At 65.8% G+C, this 19,326-nt stretch carries 18 protein-coding genes; 7 read left to right on the plus strand and 11 right to left on the minus strand.

Annotation, left to right across the window (positions count from 1 at the left end; translation table 11 throughout):
- Positions 1–9: 9 nt before the first annotated feature.
- Positions 10–1,161 (minus strand): FAD-dependent monooxygenase, encoded by a 1,152-nt coding sequence (locus tag LFL96_RS23975; protein WP_281003188.1) that lies wholly within the window; start codon positions 1,159–1,161, stop codon positions 10–12.
- A gap of 299 nt (positions 1,162–1,460) precedes the next feature.
- On the opposite strand from LFL96_RS23975, the gene LFL96_RS23980 reads away from it, so the two are divergent.
- The 5 genes from LFL96_RS23980 to LFL96_RS24000 all read left to right on the plus strand — a co-directional run bounded on the left by LFL96_RS23980 (position 1,461) and on the right by LFL96_RS24000 (position 7,157).
- Positions 1,461–2,213 carry an Asp/Glu racemase gene (locus LFL96_RS23980; protein ID WP_281003189.1) on the plus strand — a complete coding sequence of 251 codons (753 nt, stop codon included), beginning with the start codon at positions 1,461–1,463 and terminating at the stop codon, positions 2,211–2,213.
- A gap of 25 nt (positions 2,214–2,238) precedes the next feature.
- Positions 2,239–3,066, plus strand: coding sequence for an alpha/beta hydrolase (locus LFL96_RS23985; RefSeq protein WP_281003190.1), 828 nt, complete (start codon positions 2,239–2,241; stop codon positions 3,064–3,066).
- A 20-nt stretch (positions 3,067–3,086) separates the two neighbouring features.
- A complete protein-coding gene (locus LFL96_RS23990; RefSeq protein ID WP_281003191.1) occupies positions 3,087–4,127 on the plus strand; it encodes a 2,5-dihydroxypyridine 5,6-dioxygenase in 1,041 nt (346 codons plus the stop codon).
- Positions 4,128–4,195: 68 nt separating this feature from the next.
- Positions 4,196–4,840 carry an isochorismatase family protein gene (locus tag LFL96_RS23995; RefSeq protein ID WP_281003192.1) on the plus strand — a complete coding sequence of 215 codons (645 nt, stop codon included), beginning with the start codon at positions 4,196–4,198 and terminating at the stop codon, positions 4,838–4,840.
- A gap of 28 nt (positions 4,841–4,868) precedes the next feature.
- Entirely contained in the window at positions 4,869–7,157 is a 2,289-nt protein-coding gene (locus LFL96_RS24000; protein WP_281003193.1) for a molybdopterin cofactor-binding domain-containing protein, read from the plus strand.
- A 6-nt stretch (positions 7,158–7,163) separates the two neighbouring features.
- Here the strand turns inward: LFL96_RS24000 and LFL96_RS24005 are convergent, their stop codons facing one another.
- A complete protein-coding gene (locus LFL96_RS24005) occupies positions 7,164–7,607 on the minus strand; it encodes a MarR family winged helix-turn-helix transcriptional regulator (RefSeq protein ID WP_281003194.1) in 444 nt (147 codons plus the stop codon).
- 383 nt (positions 7,608–7,990) lie between these two features.
- Between LFL96_RS24005 and LFL96_RS24010 the strand changes: the two genes are divergently transcribed.
- Entirely contained in the window at positions 7,991–9,301 is a 1,311-nt protein-coding gene (locus LFL96_RS24010; protein ID WP_281003195.1) for an MFS transporter, read from the plus strand.
- 15 nt (positions 9,302–9,316) lie between these two features.
- Here the strand turns inward: LFL96_RS24010 and LFL96_RS24015 are convergent, their stop codons facing one another.
- From LFL96_RS24015 to LFL96_RS24040, 6 genes are all read right to left on the minus strand, one after another.
- A complete protein-coding gene (locus LFL96_RS24015; RefSeq protein ID WP_281003196.1) occupies positions 9,317–10,255 on the minus strand; it encodes a PfkB family carbohydrate kinase in 939 nt (312 codons plus the stop codon).
- Positions 10,256–10,260: 5 nt separating this feature from the next.
- A complete protein-coding gene (locus LFL96_RS24020) occupies positions 10,261–11,700 on the minus strand; it encodes a cytosine permease (protein WP_281003197.1) in 1,440 nt (479 codons plus the stop codon).
- A 50-nt stretch (positions 11,701–11,750) separates the two neighbouring features.
- Positions 11,751–12,758 (minus strand): ADP-ribosylglycohydrolase family protein, encoded by a 1,008-nt coding sequence (locus tag LFL96_RS24025; RefSeq protein ID WP_281003198.1) that lies wholly within the window; start codon positions 12,756–12,758, stop codon positions 11,751–11,753.
- 41 nt (positions 12,759–12,799) lie between these two features.
- Positions 12,800–13,528, minus strand: coding sequence for a GntR family transcriptional regulator (locus LFL96_RS24030; protein ID WP_281003199.1), 729 nt, complete (start codon positions 13,526–13,528; stop codon positions 12,800–12,802).
- 83 nt (positions 13,529–13,611) lie between these two features.
- Entirely contained in the window at positions 13,612–14,628 is a 1,017-nt protein-coding gene (locus tag LFL96_RS24035) for a porin (protein WP_281003200.1), read from the minus strand.
- Between the two features lie 186 nt (positions 14,629–14,814).
- Positions 14,815–15,762 carry a LysR family transcriptional regulator gene (locus LFL96_RS24040; protein WP_281003201.1) on the minus strand — a complete coding sequence of 316 codons (948 nt, stop codon included), beginning with the start codon at positions 15,760–15,762 and terminating at the stop codon, positions 14,815–14,817.
- Positions 15,763–15,895: 133 nt separating this feature from the next.
- On the opposite strand from LFL96_RS24040, the gene LFL96_RS24045 reads away from it, so the two are divergent.
- A complete protein-coding gene (locus tag LFL96_RS24045) occupies positions 15,896–16,633 on the plus strand; it encodes an SDR family oxidoreductase (protein WP_281003202.1) in 738 nt (245 codons plus the stop codon).
- A gap of 86 nt (positions 16,634–16,719) precedes the next feature.
- Here the strand turns inward: LFL96_RS24045 and LFL96_RS24050 are convergent, their stop codons facing one another.
- The 3 genes from LFL96_RS24050 to LFL96_RS24060 all read right to left on the minus strand — a co-directional run bounded on the left by LFL96_RS24050 (position 16,720) and on the right by LFL96_RS24060 (position 19,236).
- On the minus strand, positions 16,720–17,229 hold the full coding sequence (locus tag LFL96_RS24050) for a DinB family protein (protein ID WP_281003203.1): 510 nt from the start codon (positions 17,227–17,229) through the stop codon (positions 16,720–16,722).
- A gap of 163 nt (positions 17,230–17,392) precedes the next feature.
- On the minus strand, positions 17,393–17,827 hold the full coding sequence (locus LFL96_RS24055) for a GNAT family N-acetyltransferase (protein WP_281003204.1): 435 nt from the start codon (positions 17,825–17,827) through the stop codon (positions 17,393–17,395).
- 77 nt (positions 17,828–17,904) lie between these two features.
- Entirely contained in the window at positions 17,905–19,236 is a 1,332-nt protein-coding gene (locus LFL96_RS24060; protein ID WP_281003205.1) for a carotenoid oxygenase family protein, read from the minus strand.
- Positions 19,237–19,326: the final 90 nt, after the last annotated feature.

A 19,326-nucleotide genomic window follows, 5' to 3' on the forward strand; every position in this document is an offset into this window, starting at 1 on the left:
CGAGCCGCCTCAGGCCGACGCGACCTCGGCCGCCGGCGACACCAGCGGCACATTGAACACGTCGTAGCCAAACACCCACGACGGGTCTTCGTTCGTGCGCAGCCACGTATTGTTGTGCGACACCAGTTGCACTTTCGACGCCCGCGTCGCGCGGTTCGCTTCATACAGCGCGAAGGCGCCGGCGTAGTCGCTCGCGCCCACTTCGTCGAGACAACGGGTCAGCATGGCCGCGTCCTCGATCGCCATCGCGGCGCCCTGCGCCATATGCGGCTTCATCGGATGGCACGCGTCGCCGAGCAGCACGAGGCGGCCACGGCTCCACAGCGGCAGCGGATCGCGTTCGAGCAACGGCCACTTGGTGATGGACGGCGACACGTCGATCAGGTTCTGCACGTCCGGATGAAAACCCGCGAACGCCTCGCGCATTTCGTCGCGGCTGCTTTCCATCATCGATACGCCCGTGGGCCACTCGGCCTGCGGCACACCGGTGACGTAGTAGTACTCGTCGCGCGCCTCGGTCACGTAGTAGACCATCATGTGGCGATCCTGCGACCACCATTTCACGCACATGTCGTACGGCTTGTTGCCGAGCAGCGAGGCCGGAAACACCGCGCGATGCGCGACATAACCCGTGTAGCGCGGCGGTTCCGCGCCCAGCAGATGGTCGCGGATCTTCGAATTGACGCCGTCCGCGCCGATCACGATGTCGGCCGTTTCCACCGAGCCGTCCGTGAAGGTCATGCGCACGTCGCTGCCGGTGTCTTCCACCGACTTCAGGCATTTGCCGAACACGATGGTTCCCGGCGCGACCGCTTCGGTCATCAGCGCATGAAAGTCGCCGCGATGCACGGTCAGATAACTCGCGCCGTAGGTCTTCAACGCGTGATCGCCGAGCGGAATCCGCGAGATCGCCTCGGCGGTCTGCCAGTCGCGGCTGTACCAGAAGTCGGGATGCGAGCCCATGACGTTCAACGCGTCTTCGCAACCGATGCGCCGCATGACCTTCATCACGTTCGGGCCGAGATGAATGCCCGCGCCCAGCCGCGAAAACACCTTCGCCTGCTCGTAGAGACGCACGTCGTAGCCGCTACGTTGCAACAGCGCGGCCGCCGCCGTGCCGCCCAGGCCTGCGCCGATCACGGCGATACGGGTTTTGCTCATGAAGTTCTCCTGTTCGTGCCACCGTCCAGCGACATGCTCCGACGGTCCGGTTGAATACGGTTATATGTAGCGTACACATTAGAAATTATGTCGGCAACAAAAATTTATGGACGACCTCGCGAAGGCTTTTTCCACGCCATAAACCTAGTATTTACACTTACATCGAGCACTCGATCGCAGCCGCACATTTTTATTCTGTTGAATTTTTATAACGTACACACTAGACTTTGCTTCACCGTGCGACGCCCTTCGAAACCGCCGGCGTCGGGCACCATCCCTATTGATCGGAGAGCATCACCATGACGAGGACATACCGGATCGGCCAGATCGTGCCGAGCTCGAACACCACGATGGAAACGGAGATCCCGGCGATGCTGCGGCTGCGCGAGACGATCCGTCCGCAGCGCTTCACGTTCCATTCGAGCCGGATGCGCATGAAGAAGGTCGTGAAGGAAGAACTGGCGGCCATGGACGCCGAATCGGACCGCTGCGCGCTCGAACTGTCCGACGCGCGCGTCGACGTGCTCGGCTATGCATGCCTCGTCGCGATCATGGCGATGGGTCACGGCTATCACCGCGTGTCGCAGGCCCGCCTCACGCAACGCACCGCCGAGAACGGCGGACAGGCGCCGGTGCTGACCAGCGCCGGCGCGCTGGTCGACGCGCTGCGCGTGATCGGCGCGCGCCGCGTGATCGTGGTCGCGCCGTACATGAAGCCGCTGACCGAACTCGTGGTCGATTACATCCGCCACGAAGGCTACGAAGTGATCGACTATCGCGCGCTGGAAATTCCCGACAACCTCGACGTGGGCCGTCACGATCCCGCACGTCTGCCCGACATCGTGAAAAGCATGCCGTTCGAACAGGCCGACGCGATCGTGCTGTCCGCATGCGTGCAGATGCCGTCGCTGCCGGCGGTCGCCAAGGTCGAGGCAATGACCGGCAAGCCGGTGATCACCGCCGCGATCGCCACCACCTACGCCATGCTGCGCGAACTCGATCTGGAGCCGATCGTGCCGGGCGCGGGCGCGCTGCTGTCGGGCGCGTATTGAACGCCCCCTTGCAGGAGCACACACCATGACCACGTTTCTGTACGGCGCCAACGTCCCGGCCAACGGCATTCGCCAACACTATCTGCGCTACGGCGGCGCCGACGGCGCACGCGCGGCGCGCCCCGCCATCGTGTTGATTCCCGGCATCACCAGTCCGGCGATCACATGGGGCTTCGTCGGCGACGTGTTCGGCCGCACGCACGACACCTACGTGCTCGACGTGCGCGGCCGCGGCCTGTCGTCGGCATCGGACTCGCTCGACTACAGTCTGGACGCGCAAGCCGCCGACGTCGCCGCCTTCGCCGCCGCGCTCGGTCTGAAGCACTTCAGCCTGGTCGGCCATTCGATGGGCGCCCGCATCGCCGCGCGCGCGGCCCGCCTCGCGCCGGCCGGACTCGCGTCGGTCGTGCTGATCGACCCGCCGGTGTCCGGTCCCGGCCGCCGTGCGTATCCGGGCAAGCTGCCGTGGTACGTCGATTCGATGGCGCTCGCGCGCGCCGGCACCGACGCCGAAGGCATGCGCGCGTTCTGCCCGACATGGACCGAAGCCGAACGTCAACTGCGCGCCGAATGGCTGCACACCTGCGACGAACGCGCGATCCTCGCTTCGTACGAAGGCTTTCACACCGACGATTTCCACGCCGACGCCGCGCGCCTCACCGTGCCTTCGCTGCTGATGACCGCGCAGAACGGCGACGTGGTGCGCGACGAAGAAGTCGACGAATTGCAGCGCGCCACGCGCGACATGCTGCACGTACGCGTGCCCAACGCGGGCCACATGATTCCGTGGGACAACGCCGCCGGTTTTTACGCCGCGTTCGGCGACTTCCTCGGCGCGCCGCTCGACCACTGACCGCTTAAGAGGAACACGCGATGCCCGTCAGCGACTATCAATTGATCGAAGCGTGGAAGGAAGTACTCACGCTGTCCCGTCTCGAACCCGGCCAGACCGTCACGATTCTGACAAGCCCGGCCACGCATCCGCAGACCTTGTCGTGCGCGCTGATCGCCACGCAAACGCTCGGCGCGATCGTCAACCGGCTCGACCTGCCGCCGGTGAACGGCGAAAAGGCCTTCAGCCGCGATTCGCTCGCGTATCTCGGCACCACGCCGCTCACCGGCAACGGCCCGGCGATTGCCGCGCTCAAGGCGAGCGACCTCGTGCTCGATCTGATGACCCTGCTGTTCTCCCCCGAACAGCACGACATTCTGAAGTCGGGCACGAAGATCCTGCTCGCGGTCGAGCCGCCGGAAGTGCTGGCGCGCATGGTGCCGACGCAAGCCGACCGCACGCGCGTGCTGGCCGCCGCGCATCGCATTGCCGGGGCGCGCGAGATGCGCGTGACGTCGCCAGCCGGCACGTCGCTGGTGTGCCCGCTCGGCGAATTCGGCCCGACCGCCGAGTACGGTTTCGTCGACGAACCCGGCCGCTGGGACCACTGGCCGAGCGGTTTCGCGCTGACCTATCCCAACGACCGCACCGCGCACGGCACGATCGTGATCGATCGCGGCGACATTCTGTTGCCGCAGAAGCGCTACGTGAACGAGCCGATCGTGCTGAGCGTCGAGGGCGGCTACGCGACGAAGATCGAGGGCGGCGTGGACGCGGCGTTGCTGCGCGATTACATGGAAACCTTCGACGATCCCGAAGGCTATGCGATCTCGCACATCGGCTGGGGGCTGCAACCGCGCGCGCGCTGGTCGACGCTCGGCCTGTACGACCGCGAGGCGACCATCGGCATGGACGCGCGCGCGTTCGAAGGCAACTTCCTGTTCTCGCTCGGCCCGAACAACGAAGGCGGCGGCAGCCGCACGACCACCTGCCATATCGACATTCCGCTGCGCCACTGCACCGTGCGGCTCGACGATGAAATCGTGGTGCGCGACGGCCGCGTGATCGACGCGGCACGCTGAACGCTCGTCGCTTATCAAATCCGCTTATCAAACCCGATCCACCGATACCAAGACCGAGACCCGATCCGATGAACGCTCCTCAAACTCACGCCGAAGCCCACGTCTACCAGGCGCAGGGCTTCGGCACGCCGTTGCCGGTGCACGGCAACATCGGCCTGCTGATCGTCGACTTCGTGGTTGGCTTCGCCGACCCGGCCACCTTCGGCGGCGGCAACATCGCGCCGGCCATCGCGCGCACGGTCACGGCGCTCGCGCACGCGCGCGCCGCCGGCTGGCCGGTCGCGCACAGCCGTATCGTCTATGCGGAGGACGGCAGCGACGACAACGTGTTCTCGCTGAAAGTGCCCGGCATGGCGACGCTCACCGAAGACCATCCGAACAGCGCGATCGTCCCCGAACTGACGCCGCGCGCGGGCGAACTGGTGGTGCGCAAGACCGTGCCGTCCGCGTTCTTCGGCACGCAACTCGCGCCGTGGCTCACGCAACGCGCGGTGCAGACGCTGCTGGTCGCCGGTGCGGTGACGAGCGGCTGCGTGCGCGCGAGCGTGGTCGATGCGATGTCGTACGGTTTCCGACCGCTGGTGTTGTCCGACTGCGTGGGCGACCGCGCGCTCGGACCGCACGACGCGAATCTGTTCGACATGCAGCAGAAGTACGCGGCGGTGATGCCGCTCGCGGATGCGCTGACCACGATCGAACGACGCGCGCGTTGACCACGCCGCCGGCCACGGAGCAGGGACAGTGAACCGATCCGACCTACTCGCGCGCGACGGCCGGCTCGCCGTGATCCGGCGCCCGGCCGTCCCCGTCAAACCCGCCGCCGGCCAGCCCGGCAGTCTTTCGACGTATGTGCCGGACGTGCCCGAGGTATTCGTCGCGATCCTCGACGACGGCCGGATTCTCGCGTTCAACGGCCACGTGGATCTGGGCACGGGCATCCGCACATCGCTCGGCCAGATCGTCGCGGAAGAGCTGGACGTGCCCGCGCAACGCGTCGAGATGCTGCTCGGCGATACGGCCGCGACACCGAACCAAGGACCGACCATCGCGAGCGCGACGATTCAGATTTCGGCGATACCGTTGCGTTGCGCCGCCGCCCAGGCGCGGCATGCGTTGCTCGCGCTCGCCGCGCAACGACTCGGCGAGCCGGTCGAGCGGCTCGCGACCGACGACCGGTCGATCTTCGTCGCGCCGCCGGCGGGCGGCGAACGCGGCGCGAGCGTGACCTTTGCCGAACTGCTGGACGGACGCAGCCTCACGCTCGAACTCGACACCGCCACGCCGGTGAAAGATCCGTCGACGTACCGGCTGGTCGGCCGCTCGTCGCCGCGCGTCGATCTGCCCGCGAAGGCGACCGGCAAGCTCACCTTCGTCCACGACATGCGCGTGCCGGGTATGTTGCATGGCCGCGTGGTGCGTCCGCCGTACGGCGGCCTCGACAGCGGCGCCTTCGTCGGTGCGTCGCTCGACTCGGTGGATCGCGACTCGGTCGCGCATCTGCCTGGCGTGCGCGCGGTCGTGGTGACCGGCGATTTCGTCGGCGTGGTGGCCGAGCGCGAGGAGCAGGCGATACGTGCCGCGCAGACCTTGCGCGTGACATGGAAGCCCTTGCCGCCGCTCGCCTCGCTCGACGATCACGGCGCCGCCATCGCGGCCGCGCCGGCCACGCGCCGCCCGCTGCTGGAAGAAGGCGACGTCGAAGCGGTACGCGGCTTGCCGGGCACGATCACGCTGTCGCGCACCTATGTGTGGCCGTATCAGATGCACGGCTCGATCGGCCCGTCGTGCGCGGTGGCCGACTATCGCGACGCGGACGCGGACGCAGACACCGGCGGCCGCATCACCGTCTGGTCAGGCACGCAGAACCCGGTCTCGCTGCGCTGCGATCTCGCGGCGCTGATCCAGCGCGACGAGGCCGACATCGACATCGTGCGCATGGAAGCAGCGGGCTGCTACGGCCGCAACTGCGCGGACGACGTGTGCGGCGACGCGCTGCTGCTGTCGCGCGCGGCCGGCGCGCCGGTGCGCGTGCAACTCTCGCGCGCCGACGAGCACACGTGGGAACCGAAGGGCTGCGGCCAGGTGGTCGACGTCACCGGCACCGTCAGCGAGACGGGACAACTGCTTGGCTATGACTTCGTTACGCGCTATCCGTCGAACGACGCGCCGCTGCTCGCGTCGCTGTTGACCGGCGCGATCGCGCCGCAAGCGCGCGTGTTCGAAATGGGCGACCGCACCGCCGTGTCGCCGTACGAAAGTCCAAACCGCCGCTTCGCCTGCGACGACCTCGCGCCGCTCGTGCGCTCGTCATGGTTTCGCGGCGTGTCGGCGTTGCCGAACTCGTTCGCGCACGATTCGTTCGCCGACGAACTGGCGGCATTGACCCACTGCGATCCGCTCGATTTCCGCTTGCGCCATCTGCATGACACACGTGCCGCCGAACTGCTCGAAGCGGTGGCGGCACGCGCGGGATGGCGACAGCGGCAACGCGATGGCGCAAGGTCCGGCGAGCGCTACGCACGCGGTTTCGGCATGGCCTACGCGCGTTATGTGCACAGCCGCTTTCCGGGCTTCGGCGCGGCGTGGTCCGCCTGGGTGGTGCAGCTGGTGGTGGACCGCGTGAGCGGCGACGTGCGCGTGGAACGCGTCACGGTCGGCCAGGACACGGGCACGATGATCAATCCCGACGGCGTGCGTCATCAACTGCACGGCAACGTGATTCAGGTATTGAGCCGTTCGCTGAAGGAGCGCGTGCGTTTCGTCGACGGCAAGGTGGCGAGCCGCGAATGGGGCAGCTATCCGATTCTGACCTTCCCCGAACTGCCCGCATTGGATGTCGTGCTGATGCCGCGCCAGGGCGAGGCACCGCTCGGCGCTGGCGAGTCGGCTTCGGTGCCGGGACCGGCCGCGCTCGCCAACGCGATCTTCGACGCCGCCGGCGTACGGTTGACGGCTCCGCCGTTCACGCCGGAAACGGTGCGCGCCGCGCTGCGCGCGGCAGGCAGGCTGATCAGCGAGGCGACCCTCTGAACGGCGTTACTCGCCGTCCGACTCCATCATCTTGCGCAGCAGAAACAGCAGGCCGACGCGTTCGCCCGCATTCAGCGGACCGTACGTGCGTTCCGTGACTTCCTTCGCGAACGGCACGGTGCGCTCGATCAGCGCCAGACCCGCTGCCGTGGGGCGCACCACGAGCTTGCGGCCGTCGTTCGGATCGGCGCTCACCTCGATCAGCGCGCGCGCCTTCAATCGCTCGACCACGCCGCGAATGGTGGCCTGATCGATGGCGGTCGCCTTGACGATATCGTTCAGCGAACACGGCTGCTGTTCCTTGACGGCGCACAGCGCGACGAATTGCGCGGCGGTCAGATCGGAGTCGGGAATCGCCTCCTGAAAGATCGCGACATGACGCTGATACGCACGGCGCAGCAGATGGCCGATCTGATCGTGAAAGTCGTAGGAATCCTTGTGCGACGCCATAACGGTACGGGGGCCGGGGTGGCCCGAAGATGAAAGAGAAAAGAGTGTACACCCTCCAACCAGGCACTTTTGACGATCTCGATCAAGGTAGCGTGGCACCGTCGTTTTTTCAGCTTCTACACTCGAATCAGCTCCTGCACGTCCACAGTGCCTTATTGCGTCAGTCCGGTGCATATACCGCACATTCCGGCTCATTATTTCAGTGTCTTTCGATCCACTCACGGCGCCTCGATCCGGCCCTCACGCAGTGCTCGCCTCATTGGTATTTTGGAGCGTATACGCTCCTTTTTTCTCGTGATACACAGACATCTGCAGGTACGGTGCGACAGATTGTCGTCGCACGACCTCTCCTCTTTTTTCGCACCTCTTTCGGAGTGGCAGTCATGGCGAATGTTTATCAAGGCAGTGCAATGCTCGACACGAGCAGCGCCGGCACCGGCGATCTCTATCGCAAGGTGACGTTCCGTCTCATCACTTTCTTCTGCCTGTGCTATTTCGCGGCGTATCTCGACCGGATCAACATCGGTCTCGCGAAACTGCAGATGCTCGACGCGCTGAAGTTCAGCGATACCGTCTACGGCCTCGGCGCCGGTCTGTTCTTCGCCGGCTACATCCTGTTCGAGGTACCGAGCAATCTGATCCTGCAACGGGTCGGCGCGCGTCTGTGGATCGCCCGCATCATGATCACGTGGGGCGTGCTGTCCGGCGCGACGCTGTTCGTCACCACGCCGATGCAGTTCTACATCGTGCGCTTTCTGCTCGGCGTCGCCGAGGCCGGTTTTCTGCCGGGCGTGCTGCTGTATCTGACGCAGTGGTATCCCGACGCGCGCCGCGCGCGCATCGTCGCGCTGTTCATGGTGGGCCTGCCGCTGTCGAGCATGATCGGTAGCCCGATTTCAGGCTGGATCATGGCGTTCTTCAACGGCGCGCACGGTCTGGGCGGCTGGCAATGGCTGTTCCTGCTCGAAGCATTGCCGTCGATCGCCCTGGGTATCGCGATTCTCGTGTGGCTGCCGAACAGCATCGAATCCGCGCGCTGGCTCAGCGCCGAGGAAAAGAAAATCCTGCGTGCCAATCTCGACGCCGAGCCGTCGTCGAACAAAAACCACTCGCTGCGCGGCGCATTCGTCGATTTCAAGGTCTGGGCGCTCGGCCTGATCGATCTGTGCGTGCTGCTCGGCCTGTACGCGACGAGCTTCTGGCTGCCGTCGATTCTGCGCGACACCGGCGTGCGCGACCCGTATCACATCGGCTGGCTGATGGCGGTGCCGAACGCGCTGGCCGTGCTGACCACGCTGTACTGCGGCGCCAGTTCCGATCGTCTGCGCGAACGCCGCTGGCACATCGTCGTGCCGTTCCTGGTGGCCGCGGTGGCGCTGGTGGTGGCCGGCGTGGGCAGTCACGGCACGCTGACCACCGTGCTCCTGTTCTCGCTGATCAATGCGGGCGCGGCAGCCGCGATGCCGGTGGTGTGGTCGTTGCCGTCGACCTTTCTCAAGGGCCCGGCCGCCGCGGCCGGTATCGCGTTCGCGTGTTCGATCGCCAATCTCGGCGGCTTCGGCAGCACGTATTTCATCGGCTGGCTGCGCGACACGTTCCATTCGCAAAGCGCCGGACTGTTCGGCTTTGCCGTGTGCATGGTGATCGGCGGCGCATTGGCGCTCACGTATCCGGCGAAACTCGTGAACCGTTGAGCGCAAGCGCGGCGCTCAACGCGCCGCCGCGATGAAGTCATCGATCTCCTGCGCGGTCGGCGCCGTCGCCGGTCCGGGCCGCGTCACCGCAATGGCCGCCGCCGCGTTCGCGCGTTGCGCGGCCATGCGCGCATCGGCGGTAGTCGCCAGCACGGCGAGAAACACACCGGCGTGCGCGTCGCCGGCGCCATTGCTGTCCACGGCTTTCACGGTAAAACCGCGTACCAATTCGCGATTTCCACCGCCCCGCAGATAGCAGCCATGCTCGCCGTCGCGCACGATGGCGAGCGCGTCCGGCCTCAGGCGCGCGACGATCGCATCGAACGCCGCTTCGAAGTCGTCGGTACGGGCGAAGCGGATGGCCTCCACCCGGTTGCTGGTCCAGATCGTGACGACGGCCAGCATGCGCGCGAGCAGCGAGGGCTCGATCGAATCGACCAGCGGGCCCGGATCGAACGCAACGCGCGTGGTGGACGGCAAGCGTTCGAGCCAGTCGATCAACACCGCGGCCTTGTCGGCCAGCATCAAGCTATAGCCGCTGACGTAGACGACATCGTGCGGCGTCACCGCCAGCCGATCGAGCACGGCGCGTTCGAGCTCGCTCTCCGCGCCCATGTGCGACACGAAGGTTCGCTCGGCGGACGCGTCGACGATCGCCACGCACAGCCCGGTATCGCGTTGCTCGACCACCGGGCTCGCGATCTCGACGCCTTCGCGCGCGAGCACCTGTCTGGCCAGGTCGCCGAAACGGCCGCGGCCATGACCGGCCGCGTACACCACCGGCATGCCGCTGCGGCGCGCGGCCGCCATCACGTTGAAGCCGCCACCCACCTCGAAACTGGCGCCGCGCGCGAGGACGTCGCCACCCGGCACGGGCAACGCATCGACCTGCATGACCAGATCGACGATCACCTGGCCGGTATGAATCAAACGTGCCGCGTGCTGCGAATTCATTCCATTCATGCTGTCTTCAACCGTTTTGCGGCGCCGCGTGCGCCGCCGAGAATACCGTACACGATCGCCGCGAAGGCAAACGTCATGATCCAGCCCAGACCGTTGCGGCCGAACCAGCTGTTCGAGAACACGCCGTGATACGCGCCCGTCGAGAGAAAGCAGAAACCGAGCACGATCGCGCCGGCCCATGCGCCGAACGCGCGCCACTCGATGCCGCCCTTGTACCAGTACGCGCTGCGCGGCGTCACGTCGAGCAGGTCGGCCGCCGAATAGTCGTGACGATGAATCAGATCGACCACGAAGATCCCGACCCACGCGGTGATCGGCACCGCCAGCAGCGAGATGAAGCCGATGAACGGACCGTAGAAACTGTCCGCGATCAGCATGAAGTAGATCGAGCCGGCGAAGATCACCACGACGTCGACCACGACTGCCTGCACCCGCTTCACTTTCAGCCCGAGCGTGAGCGTCGTCAAGCCGGCCGAATACACCGACAGATAGTTCGACAGCAACAGGCCGCCAAACGCGGTAATCAGATACGGCACCGCCATCCACGTCGGCAGCATTTCACGGATCGCGGCGATCGGATCGGTGGCCGACGCGAGGTGGTCGTTGCCCACCGACAGCAACGCGCCGAGCGTCACCAGCAGGATCAGCGGAATACCCGCGCCGAACGCGGCCGACGCGACCAGCGCGGGGCCCTTGACGCCCGGCGCCTGATAGCGCGACATGTCCGCGCCCGCGTTGGCCCAGCCGATCCCCGTGCCCGCCGCGATCGTGCCGATGCCGATCACCACCGCGCTCGCCGATGCGGGCGCCGCGCTGAACACCGCGTGCCAGTCGATCGAGGTCACCAGAAACGCGGCGACCAGCAGATTGAGCACGCCGAACACATACGTCGACCACTTCTGGATCACGAGCAGGGTCGCATGACCGAGCCCCGAGACGATCATCGTCAGCACGACGAAGACGGCGATGAACACGAGCGTCAGCAGCGGTGCCTCCTTGGCTTGCGCCGGCGTGCCGAACACGAGGGTCGCGAGCGACAGCAGCACGTAGGCGGCCGTCGTCGTATTGACCGTTTCCCAACCGAGCCGCGACAGCAGCGACACGATGGTCGGCCCGATATTGCCGCGCACGCCGAAGATCGCGCGCGACAGCGTGAGGCTCGGCGCATGGCCGCGCCGCCCCGCGATCGAGATCACACCGACGATCGCGAACGATCCCGCCGCGCCCAGCACCGCGACGAGCGCGGCCTGCCAGATCGCGAGATGCTGGAACGCGACCAGCGTCGCGCCGAGCGGTAGCCCGAGAATGCTGATATTGGCGGCGAACCAGACCCAGAACAATTGCAGCGGATGTCCGTTGCATTCGCTTTCGGGTACCGGCTCGATACCCCGCGTCTCGACCTTGCGAGCGCGATTGGACGTGCGTGACGAAGCCATCTGAGCGTATCTCCAGATTAAGGGCACAACGGATAAAGGAGGAACGCGCGTTATGACTTGCCGGCGCGCAGTCCCAGCAAACTTTCGGTCAAACCGTCGAGGTCGAGCGCGTTGACGCGCCGGACCGTGTCGAGCGCGGCACGCGGCAACGCGTCGTAGCCGGTGCACGCGCCGAGGATCGCGCCGAGCATCGCGGCGATCGTGTCGGTATCGCCGCCCAGGCTCGCGGCGGCGCCCAGCGCGTGGTCGATCGTGCCGCCGCGGCGTTCCAGATCGAAGGCCAGCGCGAAGGTCGCGACCACCGATTCCTGCGCGGCCACCGACGTCCCGATCACGTCGTAGATCGTGTCCGCGACTTCGCCGGGCGCGCAGTCCGCGATCAGATCGAACGCGTGGCGAATGCGCGGCGCGATGCGGCCGCCGGCAACCCAGAAACCACGTTGCTCGGCCACCTGCGCGATCGCGATGCCCGCTTCGAGCGCGTCGCGCAGACTGGCGCCCTCGATACCGGCCGACACCGCGGCCGCCACCGCCGCCGCGCTCGAAATACCCAGCGTGGTGTGATGCGTGACCACGCACGACTGCACCACCGCTTCGACGAAGGCGGCTTCATCGCGCAGATCGAACGCGATGCCGACCGGCGTGACGCGCATCGCCGCGCCGTTCGTGGTGCCGAAGCGTCCGGTCATCGACGGATCTTCGCCCGCGATGATGCGGTTGATCGCCGCCTTGGTGGACGGTCCGAGCAGGTCCAGCGAGCCGCGCGCCTTCATCGACGCTTCCCATTCGATCAGCGCATGAGCGAACGCGAGCGGCGCGATGCGGCCGCCGCCGTCGATCAGCAATTTCGCGACCAGTACCGCCTGTTCGGTGTCGTCGGTGATCGAACCCGCCGGCATGTTCGGCGCGATCGGCTGATCGGCCGACGCATCCTCCAGCCTGTCGATGCGTCCGAACTGCTGAACGATGCGCTCGCGGCTGAGCGATTGGGTCGGCATGCCGAAGGCGTCGCCGAGCGCGAGACCGTAAAAAGCGCCACGTGCACGATCGACGCGCATAGCGTGGTCCGAAGACGAGAACGAAGACAAAGACGAAGACATCAGAATTCCAGGTGTAGTGCGAAAAATGCGGGGTCCAGCAAGCTCACGACATATTCGATGATGCGCTCGTCGCGATCGCGCGTGAGCCGTCGCGAGCGCAGGAACGAGGTGCCGGCGCGCCGTTTGAGCAACCGTGCGTCGGCGGCGTCGAGGCCGACTACCTCGGCCCATTGTTCGCCGTGATGCGGCACCATGCCGTGCTCGATCAAGGTCCGGTTCAGCGAGCCGCCCACCAGCCCTTCGAGCGGCAGCGCGGCGAGGTCGTCGTTGAACGGCAGACGGCTGCGTTCCAGCGAAATACATTGCGCGTCGGCGCCGATCACGCGCATCCGGTCGATCGCGACGAAGGTCGTGCGCGGCAACTTCAGTTCCCGCGCGAGCGCTTCGTCTTCGAGCAGCGCGATCTGCAGCAGGCGGGTTTGCGCGCCGCCGCCGGCGCTTTCGAGCGCGGTCGTCCAGCCCATTTCGCCGTCGATCGCCTTGCCGTTGAACGTCACGAACGAACCGATCCCGCCCTTGCGCGTGATCAACCCGCCGCTCGTCAGCAGGTCGAGTCCCTTGCGAACGGTGTTGCGGCTCACCGAGAAACGCTCGACCAGTTCGTTCTCGCTTTCCAGTTGCTGCCCGAACGGCAGACGTCCCGTGAGAATGTCCTGCTCGATCGTCGCGGCCACCATGTGCGCTTTCGATCGTCCCACTTCCGCCGTCTTCGATGCCCGTTTCACCATCTTGCCGCTCCTGTGCCTGTGCGAGGGTCGGCCGCGTTCGCACGCCGGCCGCTTCAAAAGCACAAGTATGCACATGTTTTGCGTCAGAACCGGTGAACGATGCCAAACTGGACACCGCGCGCATCCGCGCCGGCATACGCGAGCGGCAAGCCGGCGTTGGCCGAACCGGCCAGCCGGTAGGACGCCTGCCCGCGGTTTTGCAGGAACGACAGCGCGCTGTAGAGGTTGGTGCGTTTCGTCAGCGTGTACGTGTACAGCGCGGCCACCTGACTCGCGTTGGCGCCCTGGCCGGTTTCGTCGTGCAGGTAGGTGTAGCCCAGCGCCAGCGCGCTCGACGGAGTGAATTGATACAGCGCGGAAGCGCCGTACACGTTTGCGTCGAGCTTGATGTCGTTCCACTTCGAGCCGCTCCAGCCGAGGTACAAGGTGGTCTTGCCGATCTGGTAGGACAGGCCCGCCTCCTCGGTGCGGTCGGTGGTCGTGCCGTCCGCGCTCTTCACCGCCTGCGCGGCGAGCACGGCCGCCACCGGCCCGTGCGTGTAGTTCACGTCGGCCTGATAGCTCGAACCCGCCGAGCGCACACCGCCCGCATCGCCGAAACCCGCGTACACGCTGAATTGCAGGCCGCCCAGCGTCGGCGACGTGTACGACACGGTGTTGCTCGTGCGCACCGTGAAGGTCATGAAGTTGCTGAAGCCCGACGCTTGCGTCGCGGCGCCGAAGGCGTCGAGTCCGCCCTGATCGTTGAAAATCGGCGAATTCTGGCGGCCCGCGCGGACCTCGCCCCAGTTCCCCGATACGCCCACCCACGCCTGCCGGTTGAACAGGCTGCCCGGCGACGCCATCGATCCGTCGTTCGGATTGAAGCCGTTCTGCAAGTCGAAATTGATGCGATTGCCGCCGCCGATATCTTCGCTGCCGCGCAGGCCGATGCGGCTAGCCCATTGCCCGGACGACCCTAGCGCCCCCGTATAGCCGCTGCCGGTGTTCACCACCTGGACGAACTCGTCGACGATGCCGTACAGCGTGATGCTCGATTGCGCCCGGGCCGCGGGCGCGAGACACATCAGCAGAACAGCGGCGGGAAAGCGGATTTTCATGGTGATCGACCGGATGGTTTGCATGCCGCGAGCAGCGGATTCCTGTACCTATCCAGCACTCTTAAAAAGTACATGTAGGAACATGTGCATAAATTAGTGCGCCACAATGCCGGGGTCAAGCGCGATCTTGCAGGGGAAAACCCGAATGCCGGGCAAGAGGGAATGGGATGACGCGCGGGCGAGAAACTATCTTTGCGTGCGTTTTCGCCGGGCCGCCTTCACGTTCGCGTTGGCGGACGCTTCCAGATCCAGCGATTCCGCCAGAAACGCGATGAACCGTTCGAGCTTCGGCGGCATGCGCGTATCGGGCAGATAGACGAGGTGGATGGGCCATGTCGGCGCCGGCCAGTCCGGGAACAGTTGCACGAGCCGGCCCGCTTCCAGATCGTCGTGCAGAATCATCCGCGGTTGAAGAATCACGCCGATGCCCGCGAGCGCGGCCTCGCGCAAGGCCATGCCGCCGTTCACGTCGAGCCGGCCCCGCACCTTGACCCGCTCCGCGCCGTTGCCGTCGGGACGCGGAAAGCGCCAGTCGCGTTCGGGCCCGTTCGGCTGCATGAAGGCGAGGCAATGGTGCTGCGCCAGTTCGGCCGGTTCGCGCGGATGTCCGTGTTGCGCGAGATACGCCGGCGACGCGCAGGCAATCCGTGGCGAGTACCCCAGCAGCCGCGCGACGAACCCGGAATCCGGCAGGTCGCCCACACGGATCGCCGCGTCGAAACCCTCCTCCGCGAGGTCGACGAAACGGTCGCTGAGCGACAACTCCACCTCAACCTCGGGATACCTGTCGAGGTAGCGGGACAGCACGGGCACCAGCACCCGCGTACCGAAACTCACCGGGCAACTCACGCGCAGACGGCCACGCGGATTCGCCTGCATTTCCCGCGCGTCGAGTTCCGCCGAAGCAAGCAGCGCCAGGATGTTCACGCATTGCGCGTGATAACGCTGGCCGAGTTCGGTCAGGCTATGGCGCCGCGTCGTGCGATTCAGCAGACGTCCCTTCAGATGCCGCTCCAGTTCGCGCACGTGATTGGCGACCATGGTCGGCGTCATGCCGCTGCCTTCGGCCGCCGCGGCGAAACTGCCGCGCTCGACCACGCGCGCGAAGATCGTCATGCTGGTGAATCGATCCATTCGAAAGCTCCGCTTCGGAGTGACCGAAGTCCAGAAGGATTTATCAATTGACGCCGCGAAATAATAATCGAGGCCTGGTTGCAGTCACAACGTCTTCCGTATTCCTCGCTTTCATTCGACTCAAGGCGCTTTCATGTCATCCACTCGCAACACACTGCAGGATCAACGCGTCGTGATTATCGGCGGCACATCGGGTATCGGGTTCGCCGTTGCACGGGCCGCGCACGACGACGGCGCGGCCGTCGTCGTGATTTCGTCGCGCGACCGGAAGGTGGCCGATGCCATGGCCGCGCTCGGCACGCGCGCCGAAGGTCACGCCGCCGACCTGACGGACGAGGCGGCGCTGCCCGCGCTGTTCGAGCGCATCGGGCCGTTCGATCACCTTGTCTATAGCGCGGGCGACGCGCTGCAGATCGGCCCGCTCTCGGACATCATCGACCGCGACACGATTCGCAAGGCGTTCGACGTGCGCGTGTTCGGCGCGATGACCGCCGTGAAGCATGCCGTGCCTTATCTGCGCACCGGCGGCTCGGTGGTGCTCACCAGCGGCGTGGCGAGTTTGCGTCCGCAAAAAGGCTGGTCGCTGGCCGCGAGTTTTTGCGCCGCGATGGAAGGGTTCACGCGTGCGTTGGCGGTGGAACTGGCGCCGCTGCGTGTCAACCTCGTGAGTCCCGGACTCGTGCGCACGCCCCTGTGGGACGGCATGCCGGAGGCCGACCGCGCAGCACTGTACGCGTCGGCCGGCGCGGCGCTGCCGGTGGGGCGCGTCGGCGAGGCCGACGATATTGCAGGCGCGTATCTGTACTTGATGACCAATCGTTATTCGACCGGTCAGACGATCGTCGTGGATGGGGGTGGCGTGCTGGTTTAAGCGTTCGTTGCGCGGCTCGTCAAAGGCCGGCGCGCTTCATACGATACGAAGAAGCACACCGGCGCCTTGCACGGCCTTACGTGATATCACGCGCCGCGCCGATAGGCATCGCGCAGAAACACCGGCAGGTCCGTCACGGGCGGCGCCACCTTCGCTTGCTTCATGAGGTCCGCGACGAAGCCGCGATGATAGGTGTTGTGATTGATCACGTGCAGCAGCATTTCCATGCGCGTCATCGCGCCCGCACCGCCATCGAGGAAGCGGAACTCGACCACTTCGTTCGCCACCTCGGCCGGCATGGTGCCGGCCAGCTCCAGGTACCACGCGTCCAGCTGTCGCTGAGTACGCGACAGTTCGTCGAAGCCGATCTGCGTGGCCATGTTGCGCGCGGTGAATCCATGCGGCCGCCCCTGCAAGTGAGCCTGAAAGATCAGACCGACCGCGCAGGAATGTCCCAGCGTGCGCTCGATCGAACCGAAGGTCGTGACGCGCGGCTCCGTGGCGAGTCCTTCCGGCAGCGCCGCCACGGCAGCGTAGATGAGTGTGTTCGCCCACTGGTTGTAGCGGGCGAACATCGCGATGGCGTCCGTGTTCATCGAAAGCTCCTGACAGGAAGCAAGGAAAGCGTGGCCTTGCGAGGTTCGTAAAGAGCCACAATTCTGCCCTCACCCATTCTGGTCCGCTTTCACTGTCGAGCCAACTTTTGTCGAATCCCGGCCACAACGAGCAAGACGACGAAAACGACGACGAAGCCGCCCGCTATGCCAACGGCTTCTTCATCGACGGCGCGATGTGAAACACGAAACTCTGCCGCTGGTAGAACCCAACCGCATCCGGATGCGCGTCGAGAAACACGGCGGTCATGTCGCGAGCACGCGCGTCGGCTTCCGCGTAATCCATCAACGCGCGGCCGGCGCCGCCTTTGCGCACCGTTGCGTCGACAACGAGATCGTCGATATGCAGGTGCGCCCCGCGCGCCAGCGTATGAACCGGACGCATGCCCATCACGCCGATCAGCGTGCCCTCCGCGAACGCGCCGACCAGTTCATAGCCGGTATGCGCCTGACGGCGCGCACGCTGTAGAAACTCCGCTTCGTCCAGCGAGCGCAATTGCGCGATCAACGGAAACGCAGTCGCCCATTCGGCAGGCGTCAGCCGACGGACATCGATTCGGGTTGTGCCGCTTGCGGTCATCGTTCTATCCACTCCGGTTTGGGGAGCCGTATTGTTGCACGGCCACCCCAAACCGCACTTCAAACGGGAAGCGCCAGCTACGCGTTCCCCGGCACCCACGCGCCATGAAACCCCGCGGGAATCCGTCGCGGCAATCTCACGGTCGCGAGCGGATCGCCGTCGATCTGCCGGGCGTCGAGCACGACCACATCCGTGGTATCGCTCGCCTGCCGATACACGCACACCAGTAGCCAGCCGTCGTCCTCGTTCGTTGCGCCGGGGCGCGGCACGAACACCGGTTCGCTGTTCTGATCGCCAGCCGGCACCGCGTAGGTTTGCGTCGAGCCGCGTTCGAGGTCATACCGCACGACGCCACGCATCTCCGTATTGCTCGGCTGCTCGACCGCGTAGAAGAAGCGGTAGTCCTGTCCCGTGCGTTGCTCGTTGATACGCGGCATTTCGATCGCCAGATCGTCGAGCGGCGATTCGGTCACCGTGCCGCGTTCGAGGTCGATCACGTAACGCCACAGCGCGCCGAGCGGATTCTCGACGAAGCCCGCACCATCCGGCGATACACGCAAAAACTCGCGATAACGCACCACGTCCACGGTAACGATGGATGTGCCCACATCGAACGCATTGACCACGTGCATGATCATGCACGGACTCACCTCGAACCAGCGCATCGTGCCGCCATGACGCGGGATCACGCCGATCCGCGCCTGACGCTCGTCGTGCCAGCGTAGCGGCATCCGGTAACCGCGCGAGAGCATCGAAAAATCGAACGCGACGTTCAGATCGAACAGGATGCTGTGCGTCGCGGTAATCGCGATGTCATGCATCATCGACGCGCCCGGCACGTCGATTTCCATCTCGACGCTCGTGTTGCCCTGCGCGTCCATCACGCCATAGCGCAACCACGGCCGCTCCCAATGCGCGCGAAACGTGACCAGCTCGCCGGTGCGCGGATCGACCTTCGGATGCCCGCTCATGCCTTGCGCGAAGCCCGCGTGACGACGCGACGCGCCGAGCGTGTCCAGCCCGGTCGTGATGGCGAGCGGCGCGCCGCCTTCCGAGAGCGCGAGGATTTCTCCGGCGTGCGCGAGCACGTTGATGTTCGGATTCGTGTCGAGCATCGACGACGCGCGCGCCGCATCGTACTCATGCGCCCACCGTTTCGTGCGCAACCAGCGATTGCCGTAGCGCAGCGCACGGCCGTCGCGAAACGACACTGCGTGCAGCATCGCGGCTTCCGGCCACCACGACAGCATGTCGTTTCCGCCGAAACGGCCGTTCAGCGGATTGGGACCGTTGCGCATCAGCACGCCGTCCAGTTCTTCGGGCAGCGTGCCGATGACCGGCAGTTCGTACAGGTCGACTTCATCGATGACAGGCGCCAGCGCGCCGACGTGTGGATCGAGCGTCGTCATGGCTGTGCTCCGTGAGCGTCCTGCGCGAGGGCGTCAGTACGCCGAGCGCCGGAAAAACAGCGGCGATGGGAGTGTGAAGGTGTAGTCACG

Source organism: Paraburkholderia sp. D15, from assembly GCF_029910215.1.
Lineage (GTDB): Bacteria > Pseudomonadota > Gammaproteobacteria > Burkholderiales > Burkholderiaceae > Paraburkholderia.